The 24,071-nt window shown below is 50.0% G+C and carries 13 protein-coding genes; 9 read left to right on the top strand and 4 right to left on the bottom strand.

The window, feature by feature from the left end; all coding sequences use genetic code 11:
* The first annotated feature begins 359 nt into the window (after positions 1–359).
* The gene (locus AC6I8W_RS24870; protein WP_497838907.1) at positions 360–6,011 is read left to right on the top strand and encodes a hypothetical protein; all 5,652 of its coding nucleotides are present in this window, start codon (positions 360–362) and stop codon (positions 6,009–6,011) included.
* An 8-nt stretch (positions 6,012–6,019) separates the two neighbouring features.
* On the opposite strand, the gene AC6I8W_RS24875 is transcribed toward AC6I8W_RS24870, so the two are convergent.
* Complete coding sequence (locus tag AC6I8W_RS24875) at positions 6,020–6,301, bottom strand: hypothetical protein (RefSeq protein ID WP_497838908.1); 282 nt, start codon at positions 6,299–6,301, stop codon at positions 6,020–6,022.
* Positions 6,302–6,528: 227 nt separating this feature from the next.
* On the opposite strand from AC6I8W_RS24875, the gene AC6I8W_RS24880 reads away from it, so the two are divergent.
* The gene (locus AC6I8W_RS24880) at positions 6,529–12,105 is read left to right on the top strand and encodes a hypothetical protein (RefSeq protein ID WP_497838909.1); all 5,577 of its coding nucleotides are present in this window, start codon (positions 6,529–6,531) and stop codon (positions 12,103–12,105) included.
* Positions 12,106–12,189: 84 nt separating this feature from the next.
* On the opposite strand, the gene AC6I8W_RS24885 is transcribed toward AC6I8W_RS24880, so the two are convergent.
* The 3 genes from AC6I8W_RS24885 to AC6I8W_RS24895 form a co-directional block, all read right to left on the bottom strand.
* Positions 12,190–12,837 (bottom strand): GH25 family lysozyme, encoded by a 648-nt coding sequence (locus AC6I8W_RS24885; RefSeq protein WP_497838910.1) that lies wholly within the window; start codon positions 12,835–12,837, stop codon positions 12,190–12,192.
* Between the two features lie 139 nt (positions 12,838–12,976).
* Positions 12,977–13,459 carry a hypothetical protein gene (locus tag AC6I8W_RS24890; RefSeq protein ID WP_497838911.1) on the bottom strand — a complete coding sequence of 161 codons (483 nt, stop codon included), beginning with the start codon at positions 13,457–13,459 and terminating at the stop codon, positions 12,977–12,979.
* Complete coding sequence (locus AC6I8W_RS24895; RefSeq protein ID WP_497838912.1) at positions 13,429–14,208, bottom strand: winged helix-turn-helix domain-containing protein; 780 nt, start codon at positions 14,206–14,208, stop codon at positions 13,429–13,431. Before AC6I8W_RS24895 ends, AC6I8W_RS24890 begins: the two co-directional genes overlap by 31 nt.
* A 607-nt stretch (positions 14,209–14,815) precedes the next feature.
* On the opposite strand from AC6I8W_RS24895, the gene AC6I8W_RS24900 reads away from it, so the two are divergent.
* The 7 genes from AC6I8W_RS24900 to AC6I8W_RS24930 all read left to right on the top strand — a co-directional run bounded on the left by AC6I8W_RS24900 (position 14,816) and on the right by AC6I8W_RS24930 (position 24,028).
* Complete coding sequence (locus tag AC6I8W_RS24900) at positions 14,816–15,355, top strand: helix-turn-helix transcriptional regulator (RefSeq protein ID WP_497838913.1); 540 nt, start codon at positions 14,816–14,818, stop codon at positions 15,353–15,355.
* A 246-nt stretch (positions 15,356–15,601) separates the two neighbouring features.
* A complete protein-coding gene (locus tag AC6I8W_RS24905) occupies positions 15,602–16,135 on the top strand; it encodes a hypothetical protein (protein WP_497838914.1) in 534 nt (177 codons plus the stop codon).
* The gene (locus AC6I8W_RS24910; RefSeq protein ID WP_497838915.1) at positions 16,125–16,667 is read left to right on the top strand and encodes a helix-turn-helix domain-containing protein; all 543 of its coding nucleotides are present in this window, start codon (positions 16,125–16,127) and stop codon (positions 16,665–16,667) included. The genes AC6I8W_RS24905 and AC6I8W_RS24910 overlap by 11 nt, the downstream gene beginning before the upstream one ends.
* A 126-nt stretch (positions 16,668–16,793) precedes the next feature.
* Positions 16,794–21,068, top strand: coding sequence for a SpvB/TcaC N-terminal domain-containing protein (locus AC6I8W_RS24915; RefSeq protein WP_497838916.1), 4,275 nt, complete (start codon positions 16,794–16,796; stop codon positions 21,066–21,068).
* Between the two features lie 305 nt (positions 21,069–21,373).
* Positions 21,374–22,396, top strand: a complete 1,023-nt coding sequence (locus tag AC6I8W_RS24920; protein WP_497838917.1) for an ABC transporter substrate-binding protein — start codon at positions 21,374–21,376, stop codon at positions 22,394–22,396.
* Positions 22,386–23,204 (top strand): ABC transporter ATP-binding protein, encoded by an 819-nt coding sequence (locus tag AC6I8W_RS24925; protein WP_497838918.1) that lies wholly within the window; start codon positions 22,386–22,388, stop codon positions 23,202–23,204. Before AC6I8W_RS24920 ends, AC6I8W_RS24925 begins: the two co-directional genes overlap by 11 nt.
* Positions 23,201–24,028 carry an ABC transporter permease gene (locus tag AC6I8W_RS24930; RefSeq protein WP_497838919.1) on the top strand — a complete coding sequence of 276 codons (828 nt, stop codon included), beginning with the start codon at positions 23,201–23,203 and terminating at the stop codon, positions 24,026–24,028. The genes AC6I8W_RS24925 and AC6I8W_RS24930 overlap by 4 nt, the downstream gene beginning before the upstream one ends.
* Positions 24,029–24,071 lie beyond the last annotated feature (43 nt).

Below are 24,071 nucleotides of genomic sequence, written 5' to 3' on the forward strand. Positions count from 1 at the left end.
AGAGGGTGCCTTATCGGCCAACACCAGGGAAATGCTCCCACTATGCCTAAGTATCACGACTATACCAAAGCATAGTAACGATGCCATAGTTTATTCCGGTGCGCAAATAAATCATCCTGAGCAAAAGCTGAAAAATCAAATAATTAAGTTAACTGCATGATTACACTGACTATTTACCGTTCGTGAGGATCACTAATCTTAGTAACGTTATTGACTTACTTAGCTGACAACCGCCTCGCTGCCAACACGGCCCGTCACTCAGAAATTCATCATCACATCATCACAACGACTTCCTTGTTAAAAGACGCAGCCGTGCCAGGTTTTAACCTCTTTGATGGCCTTACCAGTTAGGGATTAAGATGAGCGATGTACCTACGTTTGCACCCGCAGCGGGAAGCACCCTGCCGCAGCCCCCCCTGGCAGCCTGTTCTTTTCCCGGCCGGCTATGGCAATCTCTGCGCGAGGGGGTGGCATCGGTGAGAAATAATCCCCTGATTCCCTGTTCTCTGCCCGGGTTAGTCAGGCAGGGCTTGAGCACTACCTGCAACCTTACCGGCACCTGGCTGCACGCTAATCCTAAAGGGATTGAAGCTGCCGCCCTGGCTCTGACTTATCAGCTGGCGATACGATCCTTTTCCTTGTTGCAACAGCGGGCGATCGAACGGGCGCTCAGCCAGATTGCCCTGCTGGAGGTACCTGCCTCCATCAGTCGTGGGGGACAGCATTATCCGCTAAACGTAAAATTGAAGGATTATCTTAACGAAATCAAACAGGAAGCGCTGACCATCACCCAGCCTCAACAGGCGCGCGCATTGCAGGACAAAATCAAATCGGGTCACAAGCCCTGGCTCAAAAAGCTCAATGCAACCGAACGGCCGCTATGGCGAGCTTTTAAACAGCAGATGCTTGCAAGACTGGAAGAGGCGGCTTTCTGGCAACCACAAGGCACATTTTGGCTGCCGCTGCTGCATAAAGCCATCCCCTATGCTGCGCTTTATGTCGACGAAGCCTTACACCATGCGACACCTGTCCCCGCACCGCCTCCACCGGGGCAGCCACTGCATACCACCAGCCCGCTGCTGAATGGCGACGCCGGTGAAGATGCTGAGTCGTTTTTTGACGCCAATAACGCGCCGTCGATTGAGGTCAACCTGCCGGGCGATTTTTACCAGAAACCATTAACCCTGAGTGCCGGTCAGGAATTTTACACCAGGCTATCCCGGTGCCCGACCAATATAAAAAGCAAACCCGCCGACGCGCCAGCAAACTTCAGTATTTTCGCGTTTGGTACACCGGATAATGAGGCCACCAACCTCTTCCTCTACAGCCACAGGCCACTGGTGATTAACCGGGCGTTGAATACAACGATGACGGGCTTTTCCAGCCAGATTAATCGTAATGAACAGCAGCTCACCTGGAGTAACGACGTCCCTGACGACGGCATATGCCCGGTATCTGATGATTTCCCGGATCCGATCCCTGACCTGCAACAACCGCCTTTAGACGTTGCCACATGGTGGGAATCTGCGCTCGGCTCGCTCGAACGACTGAACTTTCCACCCGTAGTAGCAGGACAGGATCTGGACTTCAACTGGGAAAATTCACCTGGTGCTGATGACGTGAATCCAGCTCAGTTTCATAACAGATTTTATGTTGAAAATACCCCATCGCAGCCGGACGGAGAACCACTGGTTTTCGACAGTCACGTGACAGTGACTCACTATGACGGCGGGAATCCGGCGGCGGCAGCGGCCATTTTACGTAGTCAAATCGTGCTATCACAGCTCGATGTTCTGGAGAAAGAATCCATGCTGGATCCTGTATATCCTTTTGACCAGAGTGACAACCCGCTTATAAGAAACAAAAAAAAACTGATACCTTTCAGAGTACTACGCACTACCTCTTATACCACTCCCTCGCCCACCACACCCCTGCAAACCGCCACATCGGCGCGTAACGCCCCACCAGCAGCCACACCGTTGATAGCCAGCGATATACATGACATGTTGCATCAGGCGCAACAGTGGGTCGAACAGCTGCCGACAAACTGGGTTGAAGACAAAATTCATACTTTCCTGCGTCAGTCAGCGGCAAACCATCCGGTGCAACGCACACCGCTGGAAGAAACTGCCGCGGTAGCCGCCATACTGATTACCGGTAGCGATCATCAATATCAGCTTGATAGTCAACAGGCGGCTAAATTTACCCGCGTGTTGTTTGCCCATTCGCGCTTCGCAGGGAATAACGAATTTCTCGATATCTGGGCGCGTTCATCTGAAGGGAAGCAGCAGTTATACACGCTGCTGTTCAACCATCTCGACCGCATGATGCCCGATGCAGGGAAATTGGCCTCAACCACGTTTGCCACCCTGGAACATTTGATCAGCCCTGCCACCACCACCTTTGCCTCGCTGGCCAATATTAAAATCGACTTGCAAAATAGCTTTAAAAAAAATCTGCGCCGCTGGTTGGAAAGTGCCGCGTCTCCTTTGCCAGATTTCATGGCTCACGAGGAGGTGCAGAAGAAATTACAGTGGTTACAACTCGAAGCGATTAAAGGACCACTGCCGTTCTTCCTGTTAAGCAATAACCCTGAGGTCAGCAACACGCTGGTGCTCTCGACGGATGGCGTGATCTTAACGGTAGCGGCGGGCCTGATTGGTGATGAAGATAAACTGAATCTCCTGTCTGAGCAGACGTTACAACAATTTGCGGTGCAGGCGATGCAACGCCTTTCTGAAGATTTCCTGACAAAACAATTCGCCAGCTTCAATCGTTTGCTGGCTAAGGGTCCTGTCCGGTTTATGGATTTATTGAATGATCTCGAAACCACGGGCGGGTTGCTGACCCAACAACTCTATCTTAATTACCAAATCACCCAGGCATTACAAGCCGGCGTGGTGCAGAGCAAGATGTTGATACGGGATTACCTGGCGTTAGCGGATGTGGAAAAACAACTTTGCAGGCTGGCGCTGAAAGATGTCTCAGAAACACACCAGGCGTTTTTTCTGGCGGCGACACGCCAGCCGGCAGGTCTCGAGGTACGTTATCTGAGTATGGAAATCGCGACGGATACCGGTAAACAGCACCATTATCTTGGTGCCGTGCTGTTCGCCACCGCCGGAGATACCGGCCACTGTACCACCCTAACCTCAATCCCGAAACTCAGCGACATCTCGACAGATTTCGCCTATGACGATTCCGCGCATTGCCTCGACATGACGGATTACCACTCCTGGATAAACACACAAGGAAAGATGGCGTTTGCAAATCGTTTCGCGCCAGAGTTACGCGATCAGTTAGACGCTGTCACCTTTAGGCTCAGTGAGAAAATGGTGCCCCCGGCCGCCGGGCCTCAGCAAACCTGGTCGCAATACAGCGATACCCTAAGCCAGAGCATGACTGACAAGCGTTTTCCAACGCCAGCAACCTCGTCCCCTGCCTCCACGCCGAATACGGTGGATGCGGTGATGGATATTGCCAATGCATTAGTCAACGTATTTATCCCGATAAACTCGTGTCAGCAGGCGTTGAAAGCGCTTATTGATTTACGCAAAAAACTGACAGCAAAGCTGGTGATGGTCGCCGCCGGGAAAGCAGGGGTCTGTTTCTATGATTTTTTGCCTATGAGTAAAGAAAGCAAATTAGAACAATTTATCCATTATATTGCTCGCTCATGGGTGTGGAAAAAACTCACCCAACTGGGTAATGAAGAGACTCTCACCTCCCAGGCACCGCTCGATATTAATGGCGTTCTGGAGCAACTGCTGGCTACGGATGGTGAAGTACTGCGGGCAATGCTACAGTCGCCGATGTTTCATAACGATTTAGGCTGGAAGCTACATCAGCATTCTCTCGACCTGGAGAAATTACCGCCGGAGGTGCTAATCACCGGGGTACGCTGGAACTTTATCACCGATCAGATCTATTGCAGAATCAGGACCTCACAAGGCACCAGGAATTATCGCTTAGATACTAAAAATTTAATATTGCTGCCTTCAAACCATCAATTTACCGATCTTAAACAAAGTCATCAGGAAATTCCCTTGTCTGTATCGGACTTTCTGTCACACGCCACCAACCACCGCCTCGATACATTAAAAAACACAAGCCTCGAACAACAGAATGTCGCGATCAGCAAAAAAGGGGGAATATCTTTCAAACATAAGTTTGTCGAATTGGATTTTAAAAAAGCCAATATTGCCGATACCATTTTCGCTAATTTGTCGATCCCTCCCGGCTGGCAACCAGTACATATATGGGTAAAAACCGATGAAGACAGTTCCTGGCTAATAGAATTCAAAAATGACAAGAATCAAACTCGCTACCAACAATTTTCCGAGTGGAATAGTCAATTTTTTGACTGGCAGGGTGAGGACCTTTCCGCTGGACAAATTCCTGCGCGCGATAAGCGCGGCGGCACCACAAAATCCTGGTTCACCCAGGTATTAACGCCGGCAGAGTATGGTTACAAATTGATCAAAGAAAACAATGACCCGATGCGTATTGCCGATGTCACCACATTATTTGAAAAAGCGACGCGCGGACCAAACCCCACCATCCCGGAAGAGATTGAGTGCCGAACCCTGATGCAGGAGCTGGTTGACAAGATTCCAGTTGGTTTTTTTAAGGACGAGTACCCTGAAGCGCATAATTATGTTCGTGACTTTGGACAATGGGCCACCAGCCTAGATTTAGGCACCGGGTTTAAACATTTTTCCACATTGCTCGATATTTATGAGGCAGTTTTTCCGAATGATACGCGCTTTCTCCCCTACGCACGGAAATTCCGTGACAAAGCGCAGGAGTTACATGCTAAAAATATCAACTACCTGTATTTCTTCAGAAGCCTCAAAGACGGCATGGCAGATTACTACGAAAAATATATCGGACCCAGAGCCTTGCTTAACACCAGCTTGAATAGAATCAGTGATATCAAAAATAACCCGGGGATCCCCGGCGCACCACGATATATTTCGCGCACCAAAAACGTGCAAGAACTGGAGGAAAAATACCCGGAAACCAATACACGAATGAAGAGTGTCCTGGAAAAAATCCATAGCAACGCCGAACTTGTTAAAAGATTATTACGCAGTAACAAGGGATATAAAGTCGTCTCTGATACCCTACGCGATTTCACCGAACAAATTTTCGCTGAGGATGAAGTGAAAGCGATACTCGCCGATCAAATACGCTACCAGGATGTGCTGATCTCAATCACTACTGATAACCTTATCATTTTTGAGGAACGTTATACCAGCGAGGGCGATATCGCTAACAACTGTTATATTGATGAGCGAGAACAAGCCTTGTTTTCTGAAGGAATTGAAGGTTTTGTGGCTGAAGAAGATGAGAAGATATATATAAAAGATGTAAAAAATACCAACAAGGTCAAACAAACTATTATTCATGAAGGAAAGCATCTAAGTGATGCTGGTGGACCACCACGCCAGGCAAAAGAACTCTATCCTATGAGTTATCACCCGACTAAGCACATCAGTATCACGGGTGTGGAAAAATATAGCCAGTCTATCTTATCTGACAAATATCACTTTGTTGACTATCTCATGCGCGACCACGAATTCCTTGATCGTTATTGCAAACAAATGCTGGAATTTTCTCGCGATGCGACATACAAAGGAAAAATCAATAAGTTCTCGCAAAAATATCCGCTCAGATATGCCTGGACTTATGACGACCGTTATAGCGAACAGGCGAAGATAAAACGGAAAGAATTAACGGAGCTAGTGGATATGATGCGCAGTAATCATAGTTTATTGAAAGAATTCCTTTATCATAATGCCGACTGGATGGTTGGTATGCAGAATCATTTTATTGACCTGGCTAAAACACTTTATCCATCAACCAAGGACGGGCGTAAAGACTCCGGCTTCGGCGATGATGAAGATTTATTTAATACCGTAGTTAAAGAAGCAGCGGCGATATTGTTGCATGATGTTAACGTGGGTGCCTCGACCTCTGGCAACGCAGGTTCCGCCAGAACGCGTTAAGCCGGATCTTAATTCTGCCCATCGTTCAGCCGCATCAGCGTCCTGATAGCACGCGGCCAGGCGATAGCCATCAAACCGGCGTGCGTGACGGTGTGATGAATTGAAGCATGCTGGGCCAGGTCCCATGCGACAATCATCATCGCCACAATCACGCCGTTAATAATATTGCCGCTCAGTTTACGCAGCGATACTGGCTCGCATGAATTCAGCAAATTCGCCATAATGCCGGACTGGAGAATCAGCAGCACCAGCACCAGTTCCGCAATGGGATAACCGTTTAAAAAACTCATGGTAATTACCTTGTCGTTGTTGATAAAGAGAATGCCCTATAGACTCTGCGGCTATACCATGCCACCACCAAAGGACATGCAAACTATACCTAGGTAGCATTCACGGCGAAATCAGCATTCTCTCCCAACGGTTGAGGAATTTCTCACCTCTTCATCACGGCTTATTCCTTGTTAAAGCCAGCAATCACCGCCAGGTTTTATTTTCTATTATTGCGATGGAGTGTGTTATGCAGGGAGCAGCCGGCGTTTCCGCGGCAGCCACGGGTGGCGGTGCAACGGATAAAAATGAGACAGCCAGATTTTCTTTGGGGGAAATTTGTCGCTTTACCGTCAACAGCGCTCTGACGTTACTCAGTAATCATCGCTTGCCTCACAGCTGGCCTGACGCGTTGCGCCAGGCCCTGAGTAATTGTAAAACTTACCTCGATACCCACATTGCCGCTCATCCACAAGGGATGGCAACGCCGCCGCTGGCGATGGCATCGATGTTGATCGAGTGGTTGTTCTGGCAGCAGCAACATCAGGCAACGCGCCAGCTATTGGCACTGACTCAGGTCACTTCTGACAACGAAGCGCTGAATCGCTATTTCTACCGATTAAACTTCCTGGCGCACGATGTCCCGGCTGCCAGGGCACTGCAACGAATCAAACGCTATATCGCCAGCCGTGAGCAGTGGCGGAACAGCCTGACGGCGGAAGAACGTCTGCAGACGCACAGATTTGAACAGCTATTAATCACATGTCTGGAAAAACGCCAGTTCTGGCATCCGCAACCGACATTGCTGCAACTCCCGATGCAATGGACCGCGCCGTGGCTGGGGGTTTATTTGCAGGACCGTTTACTCTCCCTCGGACAAACCCCGTCGCGGCCCGCGCCCGGACAAATGATCGCGGCCAGCCCGCATTTTTCCGACGGCGATGCTGAAGATGAACAGCACTTCTTCGATCAGGGTAAACATATTATTTACGTACCCGGATTAATTTCCCGACCGACGCTGGAGCTGAGTCCACGCCAGGAATATTGCGTCAAGCTGCCATTGTGCGCCACCGACCTGACCGGTGCACTGGCGAACCACACCGCCGGTTATGAAATCGAAGGTCGGGCATCGACAACCAATGAGGAAATCTATCTGTGTATTCTGAATATTGCCCACCGTCCGTTGTTCGTTAACCGGGAATTAAACACCATCAGGACGCCTTTTCCTTCCTGGGTATACCGCAACCCCTTGCAGCTCCCTGGCTCAAGTGTTCCCGACATCGGCGTCTGCCCGGTGCCCACCGTTGATACCCCGGTGGCTGATCCAGCACCGCTCAGCTTTCTCCCGCAACCCGATTTCGTACAGAACAAGCTACGCAATACGGACAGGGGGGGATTTTTTCCTGTGGCCTTTGCACAGGATATGGCCTACTACGATGAAGCTGAGGAACCGTTCATTGATGAGGACAACTTCCTCCAGTTTGGTGGATTGCCACTGCTCTCACCGCAGGAAGTTCCCGCAGGCTGGGCATTCGAGGCGGGTAGCAAGGAAGTTACTACGGAGAATATTCTCCAGGCACAGGCTGAGCTGATTAACTATGAGGTCAACCTCGCGACTTTCGGTCGAGATAAAAGGATTCTCATGCTGGAGAGGAATCCCTTTATGCGGCGGATGGCAACCACACCGCGCACCACACTGGCGCCACCGCATACCACACCAGACCCGCTAAGCCGTTTGTTTGGGGAGTCGCAGGGAACAACAATACCCGACTCGTGCCGTTCTCTCCCTCCGCCATTGGTCGCACGCGATCTTGATGTGATGATGGACCAGGCGCTGCAATGGCTGAGATACCTGCCGCCAGCCTTGATAGATGACAAGATTCATAGCTACTTCCTGACGCTGGAAGGCATCGCGCCAACGCCACTCACTCCACTGGAAGAGGCCGTCACCGTCATCAGGAAATTGGTGACCGGCATCGAGTCCCAATATGCTTTTGATGAATTCGCGACATTTGATTTTACCGCGTTAGTGTTTCAGGGTTCGCGCTTTGCAGAAAGCAAAGAACTGATCACCGCCTGGCTGCGGTCGCCAGCGGGTAAAGCCCGGTTGGCAGAAATGCTGCTGCATGCCATCGATCGCGCCCTGCCCGATGCTGGCATCTTATTGTCAGGCACTCTGCAATGGCTAACACAGCAGATAAAACCCGATGTGATGCGTTTTTCCGACTTGCCAAATCTGAAGGTCGAGCTGCAAAACAGATTCAAAAGCAATCTGGTGGCTTCGGTTTACTACGCGCGTGGCACGCAGCCAGATTTCATTCGACAACACGCGGTGATCAACAAATTGCAGTTTTTGTATCTGGAATGGATCAAAGATAAATTCCCCTGCTTTCACTTATGCAACAAGCCGGATGTGGAAAACGACCTCGTCCTCTCTACCGTTGGGGTACTGTCAACCATTGGTGCCGGGATGATCGCGAATGATGAAAAGTTGCATGACTTCCCTGCCCGAAAGTTACAACGATTTGGTAAGCAGGCGATGTTGCGGTTGTCAGATGATTTTCTTTTGGGTCAGTTTGCCTGGGTTGATCAACTGCTGGAAAAAACTGGCGTCGGACTGATTGATTATCTCAATCATTTCGAAGAGGAAGGTGAGTTGCGGGTTCAGGCGCTGTATCTTAACCTGCGCATCGCCCACCAATTGAACCACGGTGGTGAGCAGAGCCAGCAGCTCAAAACGGATTATCAAACGTTAGCCGACGTAGAGAAACGGCTTTGCACTCTGGCACTCGGTGAAATAACCCCCGCCGATCAGGCGATTTTTCTGGTGGCAGCGCGACAGCCTCAGGGCCTTGAGGTGCGTTTTATCAGTGCAGAAAACCGCGCGGCCCGTGATAACCCCCACCATTTCATTGGCGTTACCCTGACGGCCAACCATGAAAATACGCGGCGCTGTAATACTCTTTCGGTGATACCGAGGCTTAACGATGTCTTTGCTGAGATGGTCTCTGACGATTCGGCCCATTGCCGGCAGGCCAATGATTACCGCCAGTGGATTAATCATGGCGGAAAAACCGCGCTGCTGCACAACCTGACGGGACAATCCAACTTGCCATTGTCCGACGTTACCTTTTCGGTTAGCGATCGCAAGCGCATCCCCGTTGCCAGCAGCACGGAAACCTGGCCCCAGTATGCGCAAAGATTGAGCCAGGCAATTATCGATCAGCGTTTCACGACACATGCCTCCAGCACGTCAACCCCCTCCACTCCCGGTATCATCGGCGAGATGACCAATATGGCCTGGAATTTACTGGCCTCATTTATCCCGGTTAAAACCTGTCAGCAGGCTTTTGATGCGGTCCGTAACCGACCCGACACGGTTAAGCAAGGGTTGATCACTACTGAGTATGTTGCGCTGTGCGCTTATCATATACAGCCTGAAAGTGAAGTGAGCACGCTGGTCGATGATGTGGGTTACGCGATCAGTTCCGTGGCAGAAAAAATCACCGATTATTTCAGTGAGAAGAAGACCCAACGCGCCGCAGTACTGACCAATGCGAACTCTCCAGACACAGCCCAATTGCGGGAACAATTGTGGCTCGAAGACAGCCAGGTTGCGGGACGATTGGCTGTTTCACCCCCCTTTCGCGATTATCTGCGTTGGATGATGCGCGATAAATCGTTGAAACTACGCCCCATCCCTGCCGGGATAACAATCCAGGATGTGCGCTGGAATGTGGTCACTGACCAGTTATATTGTCGCGCCAATACCCCACACGGCGTGAAGAACTATCGGGTGGATGAGCAAAACGGATTATTACTTCCTAGTCAGCATCAATTTACGGATGGGTTTTATTACAGTCAGGAATTGGTGGTTGATGCGAACGCGTTCATCGAACATGCCGAGAGCGGTACGCTCGACAGCTTAAAAACCGATCGCCTGGAACAGGATATGCGGGAGACCAACCGCTACGGGGATGTACTATTTAAAAATGTGATTAACGAAATAGATCTTCGCAAAGATAATATCAGAGAACAGTTTTTTAGTCATTTAAATATCTACTCCCCCTGGCAGCCGGTGGGTTTGTGGGTAAAAAAAGAGGTTGACGATTTTATTATCATTGCTTTTAAGGATGATAAAAACAAAATACATTTCAAACAACTGTGTAATCGAGACGATGTGTTGATCGACTGGTATGGTGATCCCACGCGTAATCGCCGGGTAACACGCGACGCAACCACGCCAGCGCCCGATTATATTAATATGCTCACGCCGTTGCTTTATAATTACCAGGAGATCAATCAATATAATGATGCAAAACGCTCGGCGGACATGATGGCAATCATATATCAGGGTAGCCAAATCCCCAACCTCACGCATAGCAAGGAAAGACGCTGCCGAACAATGGTGGCAGATCTGATAAAACTTACGGCGTTTAGTTTTATCAAAAGTAAATTTCCGATTGCCGCCAGCTTTGCCGAGAAATTTGCCCATTGGGAAATCCCCATCAGAATTAATGACGGATTCAATCAGTTTGTTGACGCTATTAAGCAGTTCCAGCACGAGCATCACCTGGAAACCGCCTTCACCCTGGCGGCAACCAGCATCATTAAAGAGATCGAAGAAATAGATACAAAAAACAAACTTATAAATGAAAACACAAAAAAGCTCAAGAAGCTGGCAAAAGAATACTATGAAAACCATATTAAAAGTAGTTTAATCCTGAACAGTCGCTTTAATAAAGCAAAGGATAAACTAAAAAATCCGGCTGTACCGAATGCCCCCCAATTTATCTTAAAGACCAAAAGCCGCAATGAGCTGATGAAGAAATACCCTGATGATTACGCAGAAATAACCAGTACCATCAGTAAGGTTCATGATATTGCTACTGTCGTTGAAAGATTACTCAATAGCAGCCATGCTTTTAGCGCGGTCAAAGAGGTTTACCAGTCATTCACTGGCAATCAATTTACTAACAGGCAGGTCAACACACTTATCGCCGACTATTTACATTATGTCAATGAACTGAAATCTATCAACATCGATCAAATCAGAATTTTTGAAGAGCGATATACCGGAGATGGCCGGCTCGCGTATAACTGCTTAAAGACGGGAGTTGAACGATCATTGTATGGTTCGGGTAATTCTGCGTTCATCCTTTCAGGCGACAAGAAGAAATTTATTTATCTGCAAAGCTCTGTATCAAGCGGGGCCAACCTAATCAACCTTGGTCATGAGGGCCGTCATCTCGCAAACGATCATAACGTAATATTTACCCCTGCCGAATTCTATGCCGACACGGATAACCCGATTGTCAAGTTTAGCCTCTCCGGCATTACCCATTTCGGCAATGACCTTTTATCAAACAGATATCAACTGGTTGATTATCTGATGCGTAACCGTGAATTCCTGCGGAATTTCTGTCGACAAGTGAACATCTTTATGAGTGATTCGCCGCTCAAACGTAAAGTGATCTTGTTTACCAATAAATTCTTAGGATCGAACGCCTGGCTATATGCGGATAGTTATGGCACCGCTGCGGTCGATAAACGTCAGGCGCTCTATTCAGTGGTGGAGGACGTGTTTAAAAACAATGCATTAGTCGAATATATTATCGCGCATAACGCGGATTTTTCTGTTGCCGTGTTGGAACGACTGTTGGAAAAGGCGAACCAATATCTCGAATCTAATCAGAAGGTTGAAGAAGATACTGTCGCAGTCAATGAACAAGTAAAATCGCTGATCTTACAAGCTGGCTCGTATAGCGCCAATGTCACCGCCCCGAGGGACGCGACATTTCAGGACGCAGGGCGGACCAGATGGTGAAATATCCGACGGACGTTGGCGTAAAAAAGGGTGAGCATCACTACTCACCCGCCAGTCTTGCTCGTGGATTCCTGCGATGGCCTCTTACCAGGAGGGTCGATCGCGGTAGACGTAATTTAGCGCCACAGGGGCGCTGATACCCTCAATCTTGCAAGTTTGGCGATATTGCCGAATGGTCCACATCTTATTGTTGAGCTGCCAGGGAAGCGGCAACGAAAATCGGGTATCACTCTGGTTAACCAGCCAAAGCGGAAAATCATGGAAATCATATTGCTGCCAACCGTACAACCCTTCCCAGACTTCTGGCGAGCAATAAATATAGGGTTTCTTGCCGTGCAAACCATTGAGACATACCCATTCAAGCAGCGTATGGAACGCCTCTAAAACGGCTGTTGAAGGATAACCTTTTGCACCCGTAAGATTAAATCGTAGCGCCATCTTATCGAGGCTGGGATTGAATTTTATCACTTTCAAGGTTGCGACAATGTTCTTCAATTGCGTCCGAATATCACCTGCGGCGTAGGTAAAATCATGCCATGCGCCCAGTTCAAAACCCGCATTTCTGGCATCCACCCAGTGCCGCATAAATAACGCATCATGGCTGTGAACACCTTCACTGATCTTAAAAAAGGCGTGGGTAATACCGGTCGCTTTGATGGCTTGCCAGGAAATCTCTTCATCGCCATTACAATACGGAATTTCAATGCCTTTATCATAGAAATCATTCATCATAAAAACGCTCTCACTTCGAGGTTTAACAACCCGGAGAAAAAATAACGAACAATGAACAAAAAATAAAAAGGCAGTAGCCGTAATCTGCTAAAATTCCCGTTGTGATTTATAAGTGATAGAAACTGTTTGGTAATTTCTATCACTTGTTTTCACACATCATAATCCAGTTGTCATTTATCAACATCAACCAGCTATTGTGATCGATAGGTTTAAACAGCAACGTCAGATCTTTGCCCTTTTCACCCAGAATGACATAATTAGGCGGGAGTTTGTCATCATTGAAAATCTTCAAGTCGCTGATCTTCGCCTGAATCACCCCTTTTTTCGCCGTCAGGGTTTGTAACTGCAATGCGCGGTCGAACACGATGCCTGCATTGTCTTTATCGCTTTTCACCCCAAATAACGTGAGTTTGTTAGCCTGCGGCCACCAGGTTATCACCCCATTAAACTGATAACGGCTTTGATATTGATCAATTAAATTGGCTCCCTGAATAATACTGGAACAGGGTTGGTCGGGACGTTGTGCATTTTCCAAATGGTGCCAAATCGTCCACGACAACAAAGCCCCGCCCAATACGCAAATCGTACCCATCAATACGAGGAATAGAGTTCGTATCGACATTTATTCTCCTTAGATAATTCGCCTTCACACTCCGCAACCCAGAATTTAGGGCCATTGGAGGCAATGTAAACATTGGTCACTTTTTTCGGCAATTTAGCCTTTCGTTCCTCCAGAACTTCACGGCTGATGCCACGCATTGAACTCAAGTGAAACGCGACTTCTCCAACACGTGTTTCAAACGGAAATGCCTGTTGCTGTTGCTGAGTTAACTTATACATACATGTTAGCAGTGCTGGTAATGCGAAAATTACCATTCCGAATAATACTAGTTTTTTTTCAGGGAGAAACCGGCCTGAATTCAGTTTTTTCTGGTTAGTAACGGGGGGCACTAACACAGGTAAGGCAACGGGTTCAATCACATCGGCGATAATTTCCGTATCGGCAGCCATAGCTTCAACGTTTGTCGACTCTTGTGTTTTCCCCTCAGGTTCAGGGCATTTCACTAAATTAAGCGTAATACCGTGACGCGGGATAGTCTTGATTACGGAATAAGGAAGCCCGGCGATTTGCAACTTACGCCGTAGCATTTTGATCAGTTGATGATAGCTGGACTCTCCGACTATGGTTCCCCGGCTGTGCCATATTTCCTCAATGATGGTTTCCTTCTTCCCTTTACCGCTGATAATCAGTTCAAGCAAACGACGTTCATTGGGTGTTAAATGTATATCTTCCTGCCCTGGGCAGGAAAGGCATGAACGTTCTTGAATAAACGTGATTTCTGGCGAGAGCGAGATTTCATTCTGGTTCACAGATGGTTCCTAAGTGTAAAAATTCCGATTAACAAAGATAACTTACTGAATTAATTAGGTATCATGCAGGTAAACGCCAAAGCGTACTCGTCTCAGACCGAGAGACATCTTATTTAGAAGGGAAAAATAACAAATTCAGCAACGGAATTACAGCTCCCTTCCTGCCATGAGCATGATTTTTACTGAAATCACACCACACCACCCAATAAAATCGGATTTTAGTATGAATTAAAAATAATAAAAACATGATTTTTCATTAGCAAGGTAAGAAATAAGCCCCATCAGATAAGAACATTCTCACTTTTTTTAGCGAAATATCTAGTTTTCATCGACATGTACCGATATCAACCCTGATTAAACAAGGTGAATTTCATCAAAAACGGCGTACGAATGAACCTATAATACCTGGAGAACGAATTGCGCACACGTCATTTAGTGATAATGACTCATATTGACGCGTACGAGCAGGCGTTGCCATAATGACTTTGTTGTTGAAATTGGCAATAAAACTACAGCAAGGCTGAGATATCGCTTATTCATCGGCTCTATAGCCGGTGAACATAAATCCCTTTCAAATAAATTTGCGCATCCTGCATTGAGATTAACCATGAATATTTATCTGGTTTCAGACGATCACTATTTTTCTCACGGTATGAAAGCACATTTTCTTGCAGATAATCAGAAATTTTTTATACAAAAATGGAAGAACTACACGCCGGAATTCACTCAGATGCATCTGAGGCATGGCGATATACTGTTACTTGACTCCAGCAACCATTGCTTTGTTGAGAAGAGCATCATCCATCCGATCATCTCCTGTAAGGTGAATGTGATGATTCTCTATAGCGCTTGCAAACACTTGTCATCCATCTTTACACCTTACGCTAAGGCACCCAAAGATATCTCTTTCAAACATCTGACAACATTGATCGACTCCATGCGTAAGACGCCACGTAATCTGCGATATTGCCCAGGTCATCTGACCGCCACGGAGTGCATCATCATCCGTCGCCTCTATGAACAGGCATCACATGCACAAATTTCGCAAGAACTGGCGATATCCATTAAAACCGTGAGTACGCATAAAATGAACGCGCTGAAGAAATTAGGTGTTCGTTCATTCAATCAACTCTACTTTTCCCTCTAAGGAAACAGCAACGTCTCTTTTTTTCCTTATCATCTATTATGTCCCATTAATAATTCAGCCAATATTATTTTCGCCGTGATATTTACCACGGCAATTTTTTTATTTAAAAGTTCACCGCTTTTTTTTTGCTCGCCAATACATTTTTTCCATTCTCTCAGCATATTCTGTTGTTCTGATCTGCCGAAATGTCTACCATGACTTTGCTTAGTACTTCGATTAACACGTTCTTGTAAGTAGGGAGAGCAAATGACGTCACCCCGCAAAGGCTATATCTTTTATATAGAATCAACCAATACCCGCTCGTTCATCCGCGCAAAACTTGTTGAGGCGAATTGCGACGTTATTTACGAACAAACGTCTCCCCATGATTCGCAGACTCTACGCACCTGCATGAAGGAGATTAACCCAGGTGATACGCTGGTGTTATGGCGCGTTGATAAAACCATTCCCAAATATCATAATAAAGTGACCTGGTTAACGGATATTCTCTCGCGAGATATTTGTATAATTAGCCTTGCGGATATGCTTACCCTGGAATCCGCACCGGAACATCCTTCTTCCCGTTTCTTTCTTTTCCTGAAAAACAGGCGACTTCAGCCATCTTTCCATGCAGGAAGTCACCACCGCAGTCTCAGCCATGAGCAGACGGAAAAGATTTTCCATGCTATTGGCAGTAATAGTTGCACCATATCTAACCAGGCCCGTAAATATGCGATCTCTCGCACCACCCTCTATGCTGCATTGCAACGTTATAAGGAGAGTCAACAACATGAAAAATAATCAACCGCAAATTATCGGCTATAGCCGGGGTACGCAGGACGAACGAAAAGAACAAAATGAGCGATTAAAAGATGCCCTTTGCGCCTCGATAATAGAAGACCCTGACCAAACTAATGATCTGTGCCCGGCACTACAGTCGTTCTCCGCATCGGATGTGACCTTAGTCATCACCAACCTTAACATCTTACGGGGATCACAATCTTTCCAGCTCAGCTGGCTGCGTAAGTGGCTGCTGAAAGGGAATCAGATCATTACCCTTGATGGTGTCTTCAATAGTATTCAGTGGCCAGAAGCGACGTCGCTTATCGCCGCACTCACCGGACATAACCCGCGCGCGAAACATGCGCCAGCAGGTCGCCCACGGGGTTTATCAGACAAAGCATTGCAATTGAAAGAGCAGGCGAAAGGAATGTACGCACAAAAAAAACTTAACTCCAGCCAGTGCGCCCGGCGTTTGGGCATCGCCCGTAGCACCTACTATCGCTATCTCAACCTCAAACCTGGCGCATTACCACAGGAAAACCCTGAGTAACGCCACACTGTCCGTCGCTGTTTTCCTGCTATTAACCGGATCATCCTGCCCCTAGCCTGTTGCCGCCGCGCACGTTATCAACAGAGGCGCTAACCCTGCATAAAGGTTCAGCTAAGGATGATCACTATGAATACAAAGCAATCCAGTACGGATGTCACACTACCCGCCATCAGCCTGCCAAAAGGCGGTGGCGCTTTGACCGGCATCCGCCAGAGCATTGAAACTACTGGCGTTACCGGTCAAAACGGTCTGACCATTCCGCTTCCCATCACCCCTGGCCGTGGGCACGATCCTGCTCTGGCTATCAGCTACGCCAATCAGCAGGGACAAAGCCCCTTCGGTCTCGGTTGGGATCTGGCGATGCCGTCCATCTCATTACGCACCCACTTCGGCGTGCCGAAGTATCAAGGCGGCGATCAGTTGGTTGCCCCCAACGGGGACGTGCTGGTCGCCTGCTGCGACAGCAACGGCAAGCCGCAGATCGAGCAAATCAGCCAGCTGGCCGGAGAAACCCTGTCCTCACCCTGGACAGTTGAAACCTTTATGCCGCGCATCTTTGATACCCCGACCTTATATCAACGCTGGACGTCGACAACCGGTGATCACCCTCCTTTCTGGTTAGTGCGCTCCCCTGACGGCATGCTGGCGGTATACGGTTTTAGCGCCGAAGCGCGGGTGGCCGATGCGCAACAACCGCAGCATATTGCACGTTGGTTACTGGAAGAGACGGTCGCGCCAAATGGCGAGCACATTTATTATCACTATCGGGCCGAAGACGATGCCAACCTGACAGACGCCGATCGCCAGCGCGATCATCGCGCGCAACGTTATCTGCACCGTGTCTGCTATGGCAACCCACAAGCGCACGCACTTCCCTTCCTGCTGAGCAACACGCTACCTGATAACTGGATGTTTGAACTTTGGCTGGATTATGGTGAATATCCTTTTGCTGCCGACACGCTGCCGGTGTGGAACAGCCCCGTGCAATCCTGGCCGCGCCGCGCCGATCCCCATAGCTGCTATCACTACGGATTTGAAATACGTACCTTACGTTTATGCCGCCAGGTCATCATGTACCACCGCTTTGCGGAACTCGGTACGCTGCCGCAACCGGTCGCACGCCTGCGTCTACACCATGAAGAAACGCCGACCCTGACGCTGCTCAAGCAAGTCGATATGCTGGGTCATCGGGTCGCGGGCGAAACTGAGAGCCTACCTGCCATCAACTACCATTATTCACGCTTTAACCCCAACGCCACTGAGCTGGCCTGGCAATCGCTGTTGCGGCTGACTGCGCTGTGTGAAGGCAACCATTATCAATGGGTGGATCTGTGGGGTGAAGGGTTACCGGGGATCCTGTATCAGTCGACGGACGGCTGGCGTTATCGCGCACCGATACGTGATGAAACCACCCAGGCAGACGGCGTCGATTATGGCCCGGAGCAGGCTCTGCCGTTACAGCCTGTGGGTTTGCATCAGCGTGCGCGCCCATTACTGACCGATATGACCGGCGATGGTTTTCCCGACTGGGTGGTGCCATTGCCTGATATGGCGGGGTTTTTTACCGCCGATGGTGAAGGCGAATGGTCAACGTTTATTCCCTGGAAAGCCTTCCCGATCGAGTTTTTACATCCAGATGCCCAGTTGGCGGCGCTGGGTGGCTATCTGAACGACATCAGCCTGATTGGCCCACGCAGCGTACGTCTGTACAGCAATCAACTCGAAACCTTTAACACACCGCAAGATGTTGCACATGATGGCAGCCTGCCGATCTTTAATGCTTCACGTCAGGAGCTGGTGGCTTTCAGCGATGTGTTGGGTAGCGGGCAACCCCATCTGGTGCGGGTACGTCATAATGCGGTGCATTGTTGGCCAAATCTGGGCCATGGCCGCTTTGGTCAGCCTCTTCTGCTGGCTGAACTCCCTTTCGACATTGATACCTTCAATCCTGACCAGGTCAGCCTCGCCGATCTGGATGGTAATGGTGCTGCTGACCTGATCGTTGCCACCACCGACAGCCTGCTGGTGTTCCTGAATCAATCCGGCAATGGCTTTGCGGCTTCACCGCTGCTGGTACCGTTACCGCAGGGCGAACGCATTGATAACCTGAGTCGTCTCGACTTTGCCGATTTGAATGGCAACGGTTACGCCTGCCTGATTTTGAGCCAGCCGCACCCGCAACCACGTCATTATCAGTTGGATTTCAGTCACAAAAAACCGTGGCTACTGGAGCAAGTGAACGATCCCGCCGGATGTGAAACCCGCTGGGAATATCGCAGTTCTGCGCAGGAATGGTTGGATGAGAAAGCGGCCACACCCGGCGTTCGCTGCCGTTTACCTTTCCCGGTTCACGTACTGAAAAAGGTGCAAACCCATGATCTGATCAGCCAAAACACGCTGACACAAACCTTTGAATACCGAGAAGGTTGGTATGACGGTTATGAACGGGAATTTAACGGCTTTGCACAGGTGACGCAGTATGACGCCGAAAGCGCCGGTCCCCTGACCCGCCAGGCCGGTTTCTCCGCCCCATTGATGAGCCGCAGCTGGTATCACACCGGCGACCCCGATGTGCCCAATCGTCAGCGGTTCTGGCAGGATACCGCTATCATGCCGCTTGGGAACACCCTCGAACTCGAGCGTGGTGATGAGGGTGATGGGGAGTTAGTTTCAGTTGATCATAATACTCGCCGCTCGCTTAACCGTGCGTTGAAAGGCATGTTGCTGCGCCAGGAAATCTTCGCCCAGGATGCGCCGATTCCCTACACCATCAGTGAAAACCGTTACCTGCTGCGCGTCTGGCAAACTGCCGGAGAGCAGGACTACGCACAGATTCAACCGGCCAATCTGGAGACACGTCAATGGACCTATGACGGCATTGCCGATGACCCGCAGGCGACTCATGAGGTGTTGTTGAAATGGGATCGCTGGGGCCAGCCACTCCAGCAAGTCAATGTGCATTACCCGCGTCGTCAGCCACTCTGTCCCTATGCGGCCGATACGCCACAGGCACGCTGGTGGCAGGAGAGTTTTGATGATCAGCAAAACCATTGGCAGCTCCAGACCTCGCAGCAAAGCTGGCTGGCGCGCCTCGATGAAGGCTACTGGCGACTCGGTTTAACTGCGCAGAACCAGACGGCCGCACTGAGCGTACCCGTCACCGAACGTGGAGCACATCAGGGTGTAAGTTATGAATTCTTCAAGCATCCTGACAGCTGGTTACAGGACCAGCGCTTTCCGCCGACGCTGATGACCTGGCAACAGCTACATTGGCAAACTGACTCGCAGTCCCGACCGCTGGCCGCCGGTTTGCTGTTGACCAGCGAACAGGGCGAACTGGATGATGAGGCGTTAAGCGCCTGGCAAGGCTGGCTGGAGGACGAGACGCTGGATAACGTGCTGCTCGCCGCACATTACGTACGCGGCACAGACGCAACCCCACGCTGGCTGATCAGCGGGCCGGTCAGTGAATATGCCCCCTTTGCCCAGTTTTATCGTCTGACCTCACAACGGGCCAGTGACTGGTTACCGCCAACGACCCTCACCTGGGATGACTACAGCTTACAGGTGGTGAACTCGCGCGATCCGATCGGACTCATCACTCAGGCTGATTATGATTACCGACTGATGGCCCCGGTGAAGATGACCGATCCTCAGGGCAGCCATCATGAAGCACAGTTTGATGCGCTGGGACGCGTGCGTGCCACCAGCCTGTATGGCGAGGAAGAAGGCAAGCGGGTCGGTTTTGCCACACTGGCGCAGCGGCCATTGCCAGCCAATGATTTTATCGCAGCGTTGCAGGATCCGGCCGCTGCCGTCGGCGATCGGGAGTCGGTGTTCTTTTATGCCCCGGACAACCTGATGCTAAATGGCGAACCCATCTACAGTGCCGCCATTAGCGCAGATCGCTACCCTGACGATGCCGATCGCCAGATGCGCATCAACATCACCTTCTCCGATGGTTTCGGCCGCGTGTTGCAAAATAAACAACGGGTCGAACCGGGTGAAGCGCTGACACGAAACGAACTCAATCACGTGCGCCAGGACGAACGTGCCACCGCCCATACCGACGACCGTTGGCGCGTCAGCGAGCGTGTTGAATATAACAACAAGGGGCAGCCCGTACGTCAGTTTCAACCCTATTTTATCGCCGGCTGGCGTTACGCCAGCGATAGCAGCATGCGTGAGCAAAGCTGGTACAGTTGCTTGTGGTATGACGCGGCGGGACGCCCGACCGATACGTTGGATGGCCGTTGGTACTGGACACGGATTACCTGGCATCCCTGGTATCAGGTGACCGAGGATGCCAATGATACCCAAGGCATCCCGCGCCCGGATTGGTTGGTGGGTTGCCCTAACGGCCAACCTCAGACGGAACAAAAGTTGATAAAAACCAAATAAAACCACCAAGATAAAAACCGGGCAGGGACGTTACTGTCCGCTCATCTCTGATAGAAACATAAAAACTCAGTTGCGCAACCTGATTTTTTACCCTGGGGACGGGAAGTCCCCCTGTTAACACATCCTGCCATGACGCTTTGATTCAACTGCTATTTTCCTTATCTTACGCGCAGTTACCTTCCTCTTCATATTTTCTTTCAGCCTGATTTATGGACAGCGATAGCTGGTGGTTTGTCTGCGCTAAGGATAAAAATGGACGTTTATTGCGAGTCGTTCCTCACTCGATTAACGCGGCAGGTAACCCGATGACAATGATGATGAAATGGCTTTGCAGCACGCTGTTGCTTCCCGGCTTTTGCGCCCTGGCGCAAACAGCCCCGTTGGAGCATCCGTCGATTACCCTTGCCGTGGGTGGGAAAAGCGTGCTTTATCATCTTCCGCTCACCATTGCTGAGCAGCGCGGATACTTCAGACAGGCCGGACTGGAGGTACGCATTGTTGATTTCGCTGGCGGCGCGAAAGCGTTGCAGGCATTGATTGGTGGGAGTGCTGATGTGGTCAGCGGCGCGTATGAGCACACCATTAAAATGCAAAGTAAACAGCAATTTATCACTGCCTTTATTCTGACCAGTCAGACGCCGCAGATTGTTATCGCCACATCACGCAAAAACCTGCCAACGTACCAACAGGCGACGGATCTCAAGGGGAAAAAAATCGGCATCAGCGCACCGGGTTCGTCAACCCAGATGGTTGCCAGTTACTGGCTGACAACACAAGGCATCAAGGCGCAGGAGGTGACGTGGATTGCCGTCGGCACGGGTTCCGGTGCGGTTGAAGCACTGCGTTCCGGTAAAATCGATGCCATCGCCCACACCGAACCGGTCATTTCTCAGCTGGAAAAAAGCCATGACATCCACATCCTTGCCGATACGCGTACTCCGGCAGGTACGCAGGCATTGTTTGGCGACACTTTGGCCGCTGGCGCGTTATACGCAAAGGAATCGTTCCTGAAAGATCATCCCGCCACCCTGCGCGCCCTGACCCAGGCCATGCTGCAATCGCTACGCTGGTTAGCACAGGCCACACCAGAAGACGTGGCCGGAGTGGTGCCGGGAAATTATCTGACCGGTGATCCGTCACTTTATCAACAGGCTTTCCGTCATCTACAACCTGGTTACTCACGCGATGGCGCGTTTTCACCGCAGTTATCCGCCACCGCCCTGCGCGCCCTGAGTGCTTTTGATACCAGCATCCAGCCTGAAAATATCGATCTGAGTCGTACATGGACGAATCAGTATGTTATGGAGGTCACGCGCGATGACAAGTAGCGATAACCCAGTCCTGCAATTACACGAGGTGTCTTATTCCTGTCAGCCCCATGCCAGGGAAGCGGAAACGCACATCCTGGCCAATGTCAGCCTGAGCGTACGACCGGGTGAATTTGTCGCCATTGTCGGCCCGACAGGTTGCGGAAAATCTACCCTGTTGAATCTCTGCGCCGGATTGCTGGCCCCCACCTATGGGCATATCACGTTATTCGATGCCCCTCTGCACGGCCTGGACCCACGTATTGGTTATATGTTTCAGGATGAAGTATTGATGCCGTGGCTGACCGTGCTGGAGAACGTGGTTCTGGGCCTGAGTTATCGCGGCATAGTCGGTTCCGAAGCCAACCAACAGGGCCGTGACTGGCTGGCACGCACCGGCTTGAACCAGGTGGCGAATGCCTATCCTGCCCGACTTTCCGGGGGCATGCGAAAACGCGTGGCGCTGGCACAGACGCTGATCTGCAATCCGCAGATCATCCTGATGGATGAACCCTTCTCTGCCCTCGATATCCAGACCCGGCAGTTAATGGAACAGGAGCTGCTGACGCTCTGGGAAACAAGCGGCAGCGCCGTATTGTTTGTCACGCACGATCTGGATGAAGCCATCACCCTTGCCGATCGGGTGATTGTGCTATCGGCTGGACCCGAATCGCACCCGATCCGCGAGTTCCCTGTCAAGCTGGCGCGTCCGCGCCACATGGCGCAAATCCGCACGTTACCCGCTTATAACCGACTTTATCAACAGGTCTGGGAAGTACTGGGTAGCGAGGTTTTGAACAGTTATAAGCAAAGAACTGGCACACAATGAACAAGCAAACCGCTAATGCAAGTATCATTTGGATGGGCAAAGTCGCGGTATCCGTCGTGGCGGTGCTGTTATGGGAGCTGATTTCACGGGATCCTCAGCTGGCCTTTTTCTTTGGCAGTCCACGCCAGGTTGTGCAGGTACTGTGGCAATGGTTTAGTGAGGGCGAAGGGAGTCTGGTGGTATCGCTGGCGTCTGGCACCGAGATGACGCTGCATTTTCCGGCACAGATTTATCCGCACCTGATTATCACCTTAACGGAAACCCTGCTGGCATTTGTATTCGGCACCATGCTCGGTCTCGCCGTGGGGCTATTGTTGGGCATCAGCCCGCTGGTAACCGCTATCATGTCGCCTTATATCAAGGCGTTAAATGCTTTGCCGAGGATTATCCTCGCCCCCATTTTTGCCATGTGGTTTGGCCTTGGGATCTGGTCAAAAGTCGCCTTCGCCATCAGCCTGGTGTTTTTTGTGGTGTTCTTTAATGTCACCCAGGGTGTGCGTAATGTGAACCCTGTATTATTAGCCAATGCACGAATTTTAGGTGCTGACCGCCGTCAACTGTTGTGGTCAGTCTATTTCCCCTCAGCGCTGTGCTGGGTATTCTCGGGTTTGCGCATTGCGGTTGGTCTGGCATTCGTTGGTGCCGTGGTGGGGGAATATCTCGGTTCATCTCAGGGGTTAGGCTATCTGATATTGCAGGCCGAAGGTAACTTCGACATCAATACCATCATTGCCGGCACCCTGCTACTGACCACCTTTGCGTTGTTGCTTGATTATGGCGTCAACCTGATTGAGCGTCAGATGTTAAAATATCGCGCATTGTAAAACGACCCACTATTTGCCAGACCGGGGTTCTTTTAGGGTAATA

The sequence above is a fragment of the Pantoea sp. X-Soil-TKNS-1211 genome, assembly GCF_059730495.1.

Bases quoted from the DNA above. Each gene is read 5' to 3' on its own strand.
- AC6I8W_RS24870 (WP_497838907.1), top strand. From the start codon at position 360: ATGAGCGATGTACCTACGTTTGCACCCGCAGCGGGAAGCACCCTGCCG.
- AC6I8W_RS24875 (WP_497838908.1), bottom strand. From the start codon at position 6,301: ATGAGTTTTTTAAACGGTTATCCCATTGCGGAACTGGTGCTGGTGCTG.
- AC6I8W_RS24880 (WP_497838909.1), top strand. From the start codon at position 6,529: ATGCAGGGAGCAGCCGGCGTTTCCGCGGCAGCCACGGGTGGCGGTGCA.
- AC6I8W_RS24885 (WP_497838910.1), bottom strand. From the start codon at position 12,837: ATGATGAATGATTTCTATGATAAAGGCATTGAAATTCCGTATTGTAAT.
- AC6I8W_RS24890 (WP_497838911.1), bottom strand. From the start codon at position 13,459: ATGTCGATACGAACTCTATTCCTCGTATTGATGGGTACGATTTGCGTA.
- AC6I8W_RS24900 (WP_497838913.1), top strand. From the start codon at position 14,816: ATGAATATTTATCTGGTTTCAGACGATCACTATTTTTCTCACGGTATG.
- AC6I8W_RS24905 (WP_497838914.1), top strand. From the start codon at position 15,602: ATGACGTCACCCCGCAAAGGCTATATCTTTTATATAGAATCAACCAAT.
- AC6I8W_RS24910 (WP_497838915.1), top strand. From the start codon at position 16,125: ATGAAAAATAATCAACCGCAAATTATCGGCTATAGCCGGGGTACGCAG.
- AC6I8W_RS24915 (WP_497838916.1), top strand. From the start codon at position 16,794: ATGAATACAAAGCAATCCAGTACGGATGTCACACTACCCGCCATCAGC.
- AC6I8W_RS24920 (WP_497838917.1), top strand. From the start codon at position 21,374: ATGACAATGATGATGAAATGGCTTTGCAGCACGCTGTTGCTTCCCGGC.
- AC6I8W_RS24925 (WP_497838918.1), top strand. From the start codon at position 22,386: ATGACAAGTAGCGATAACCCAGTCCTGCAATTACACGAGGTGTCTTAT.
- AC6I8W_RS24930 (WP_497838919.1), top strand. From the start codon at position 23,201: ATGAACAAGCAAACCGCTAATGCAAGTATCATTTGGATGGGCAAAGTC.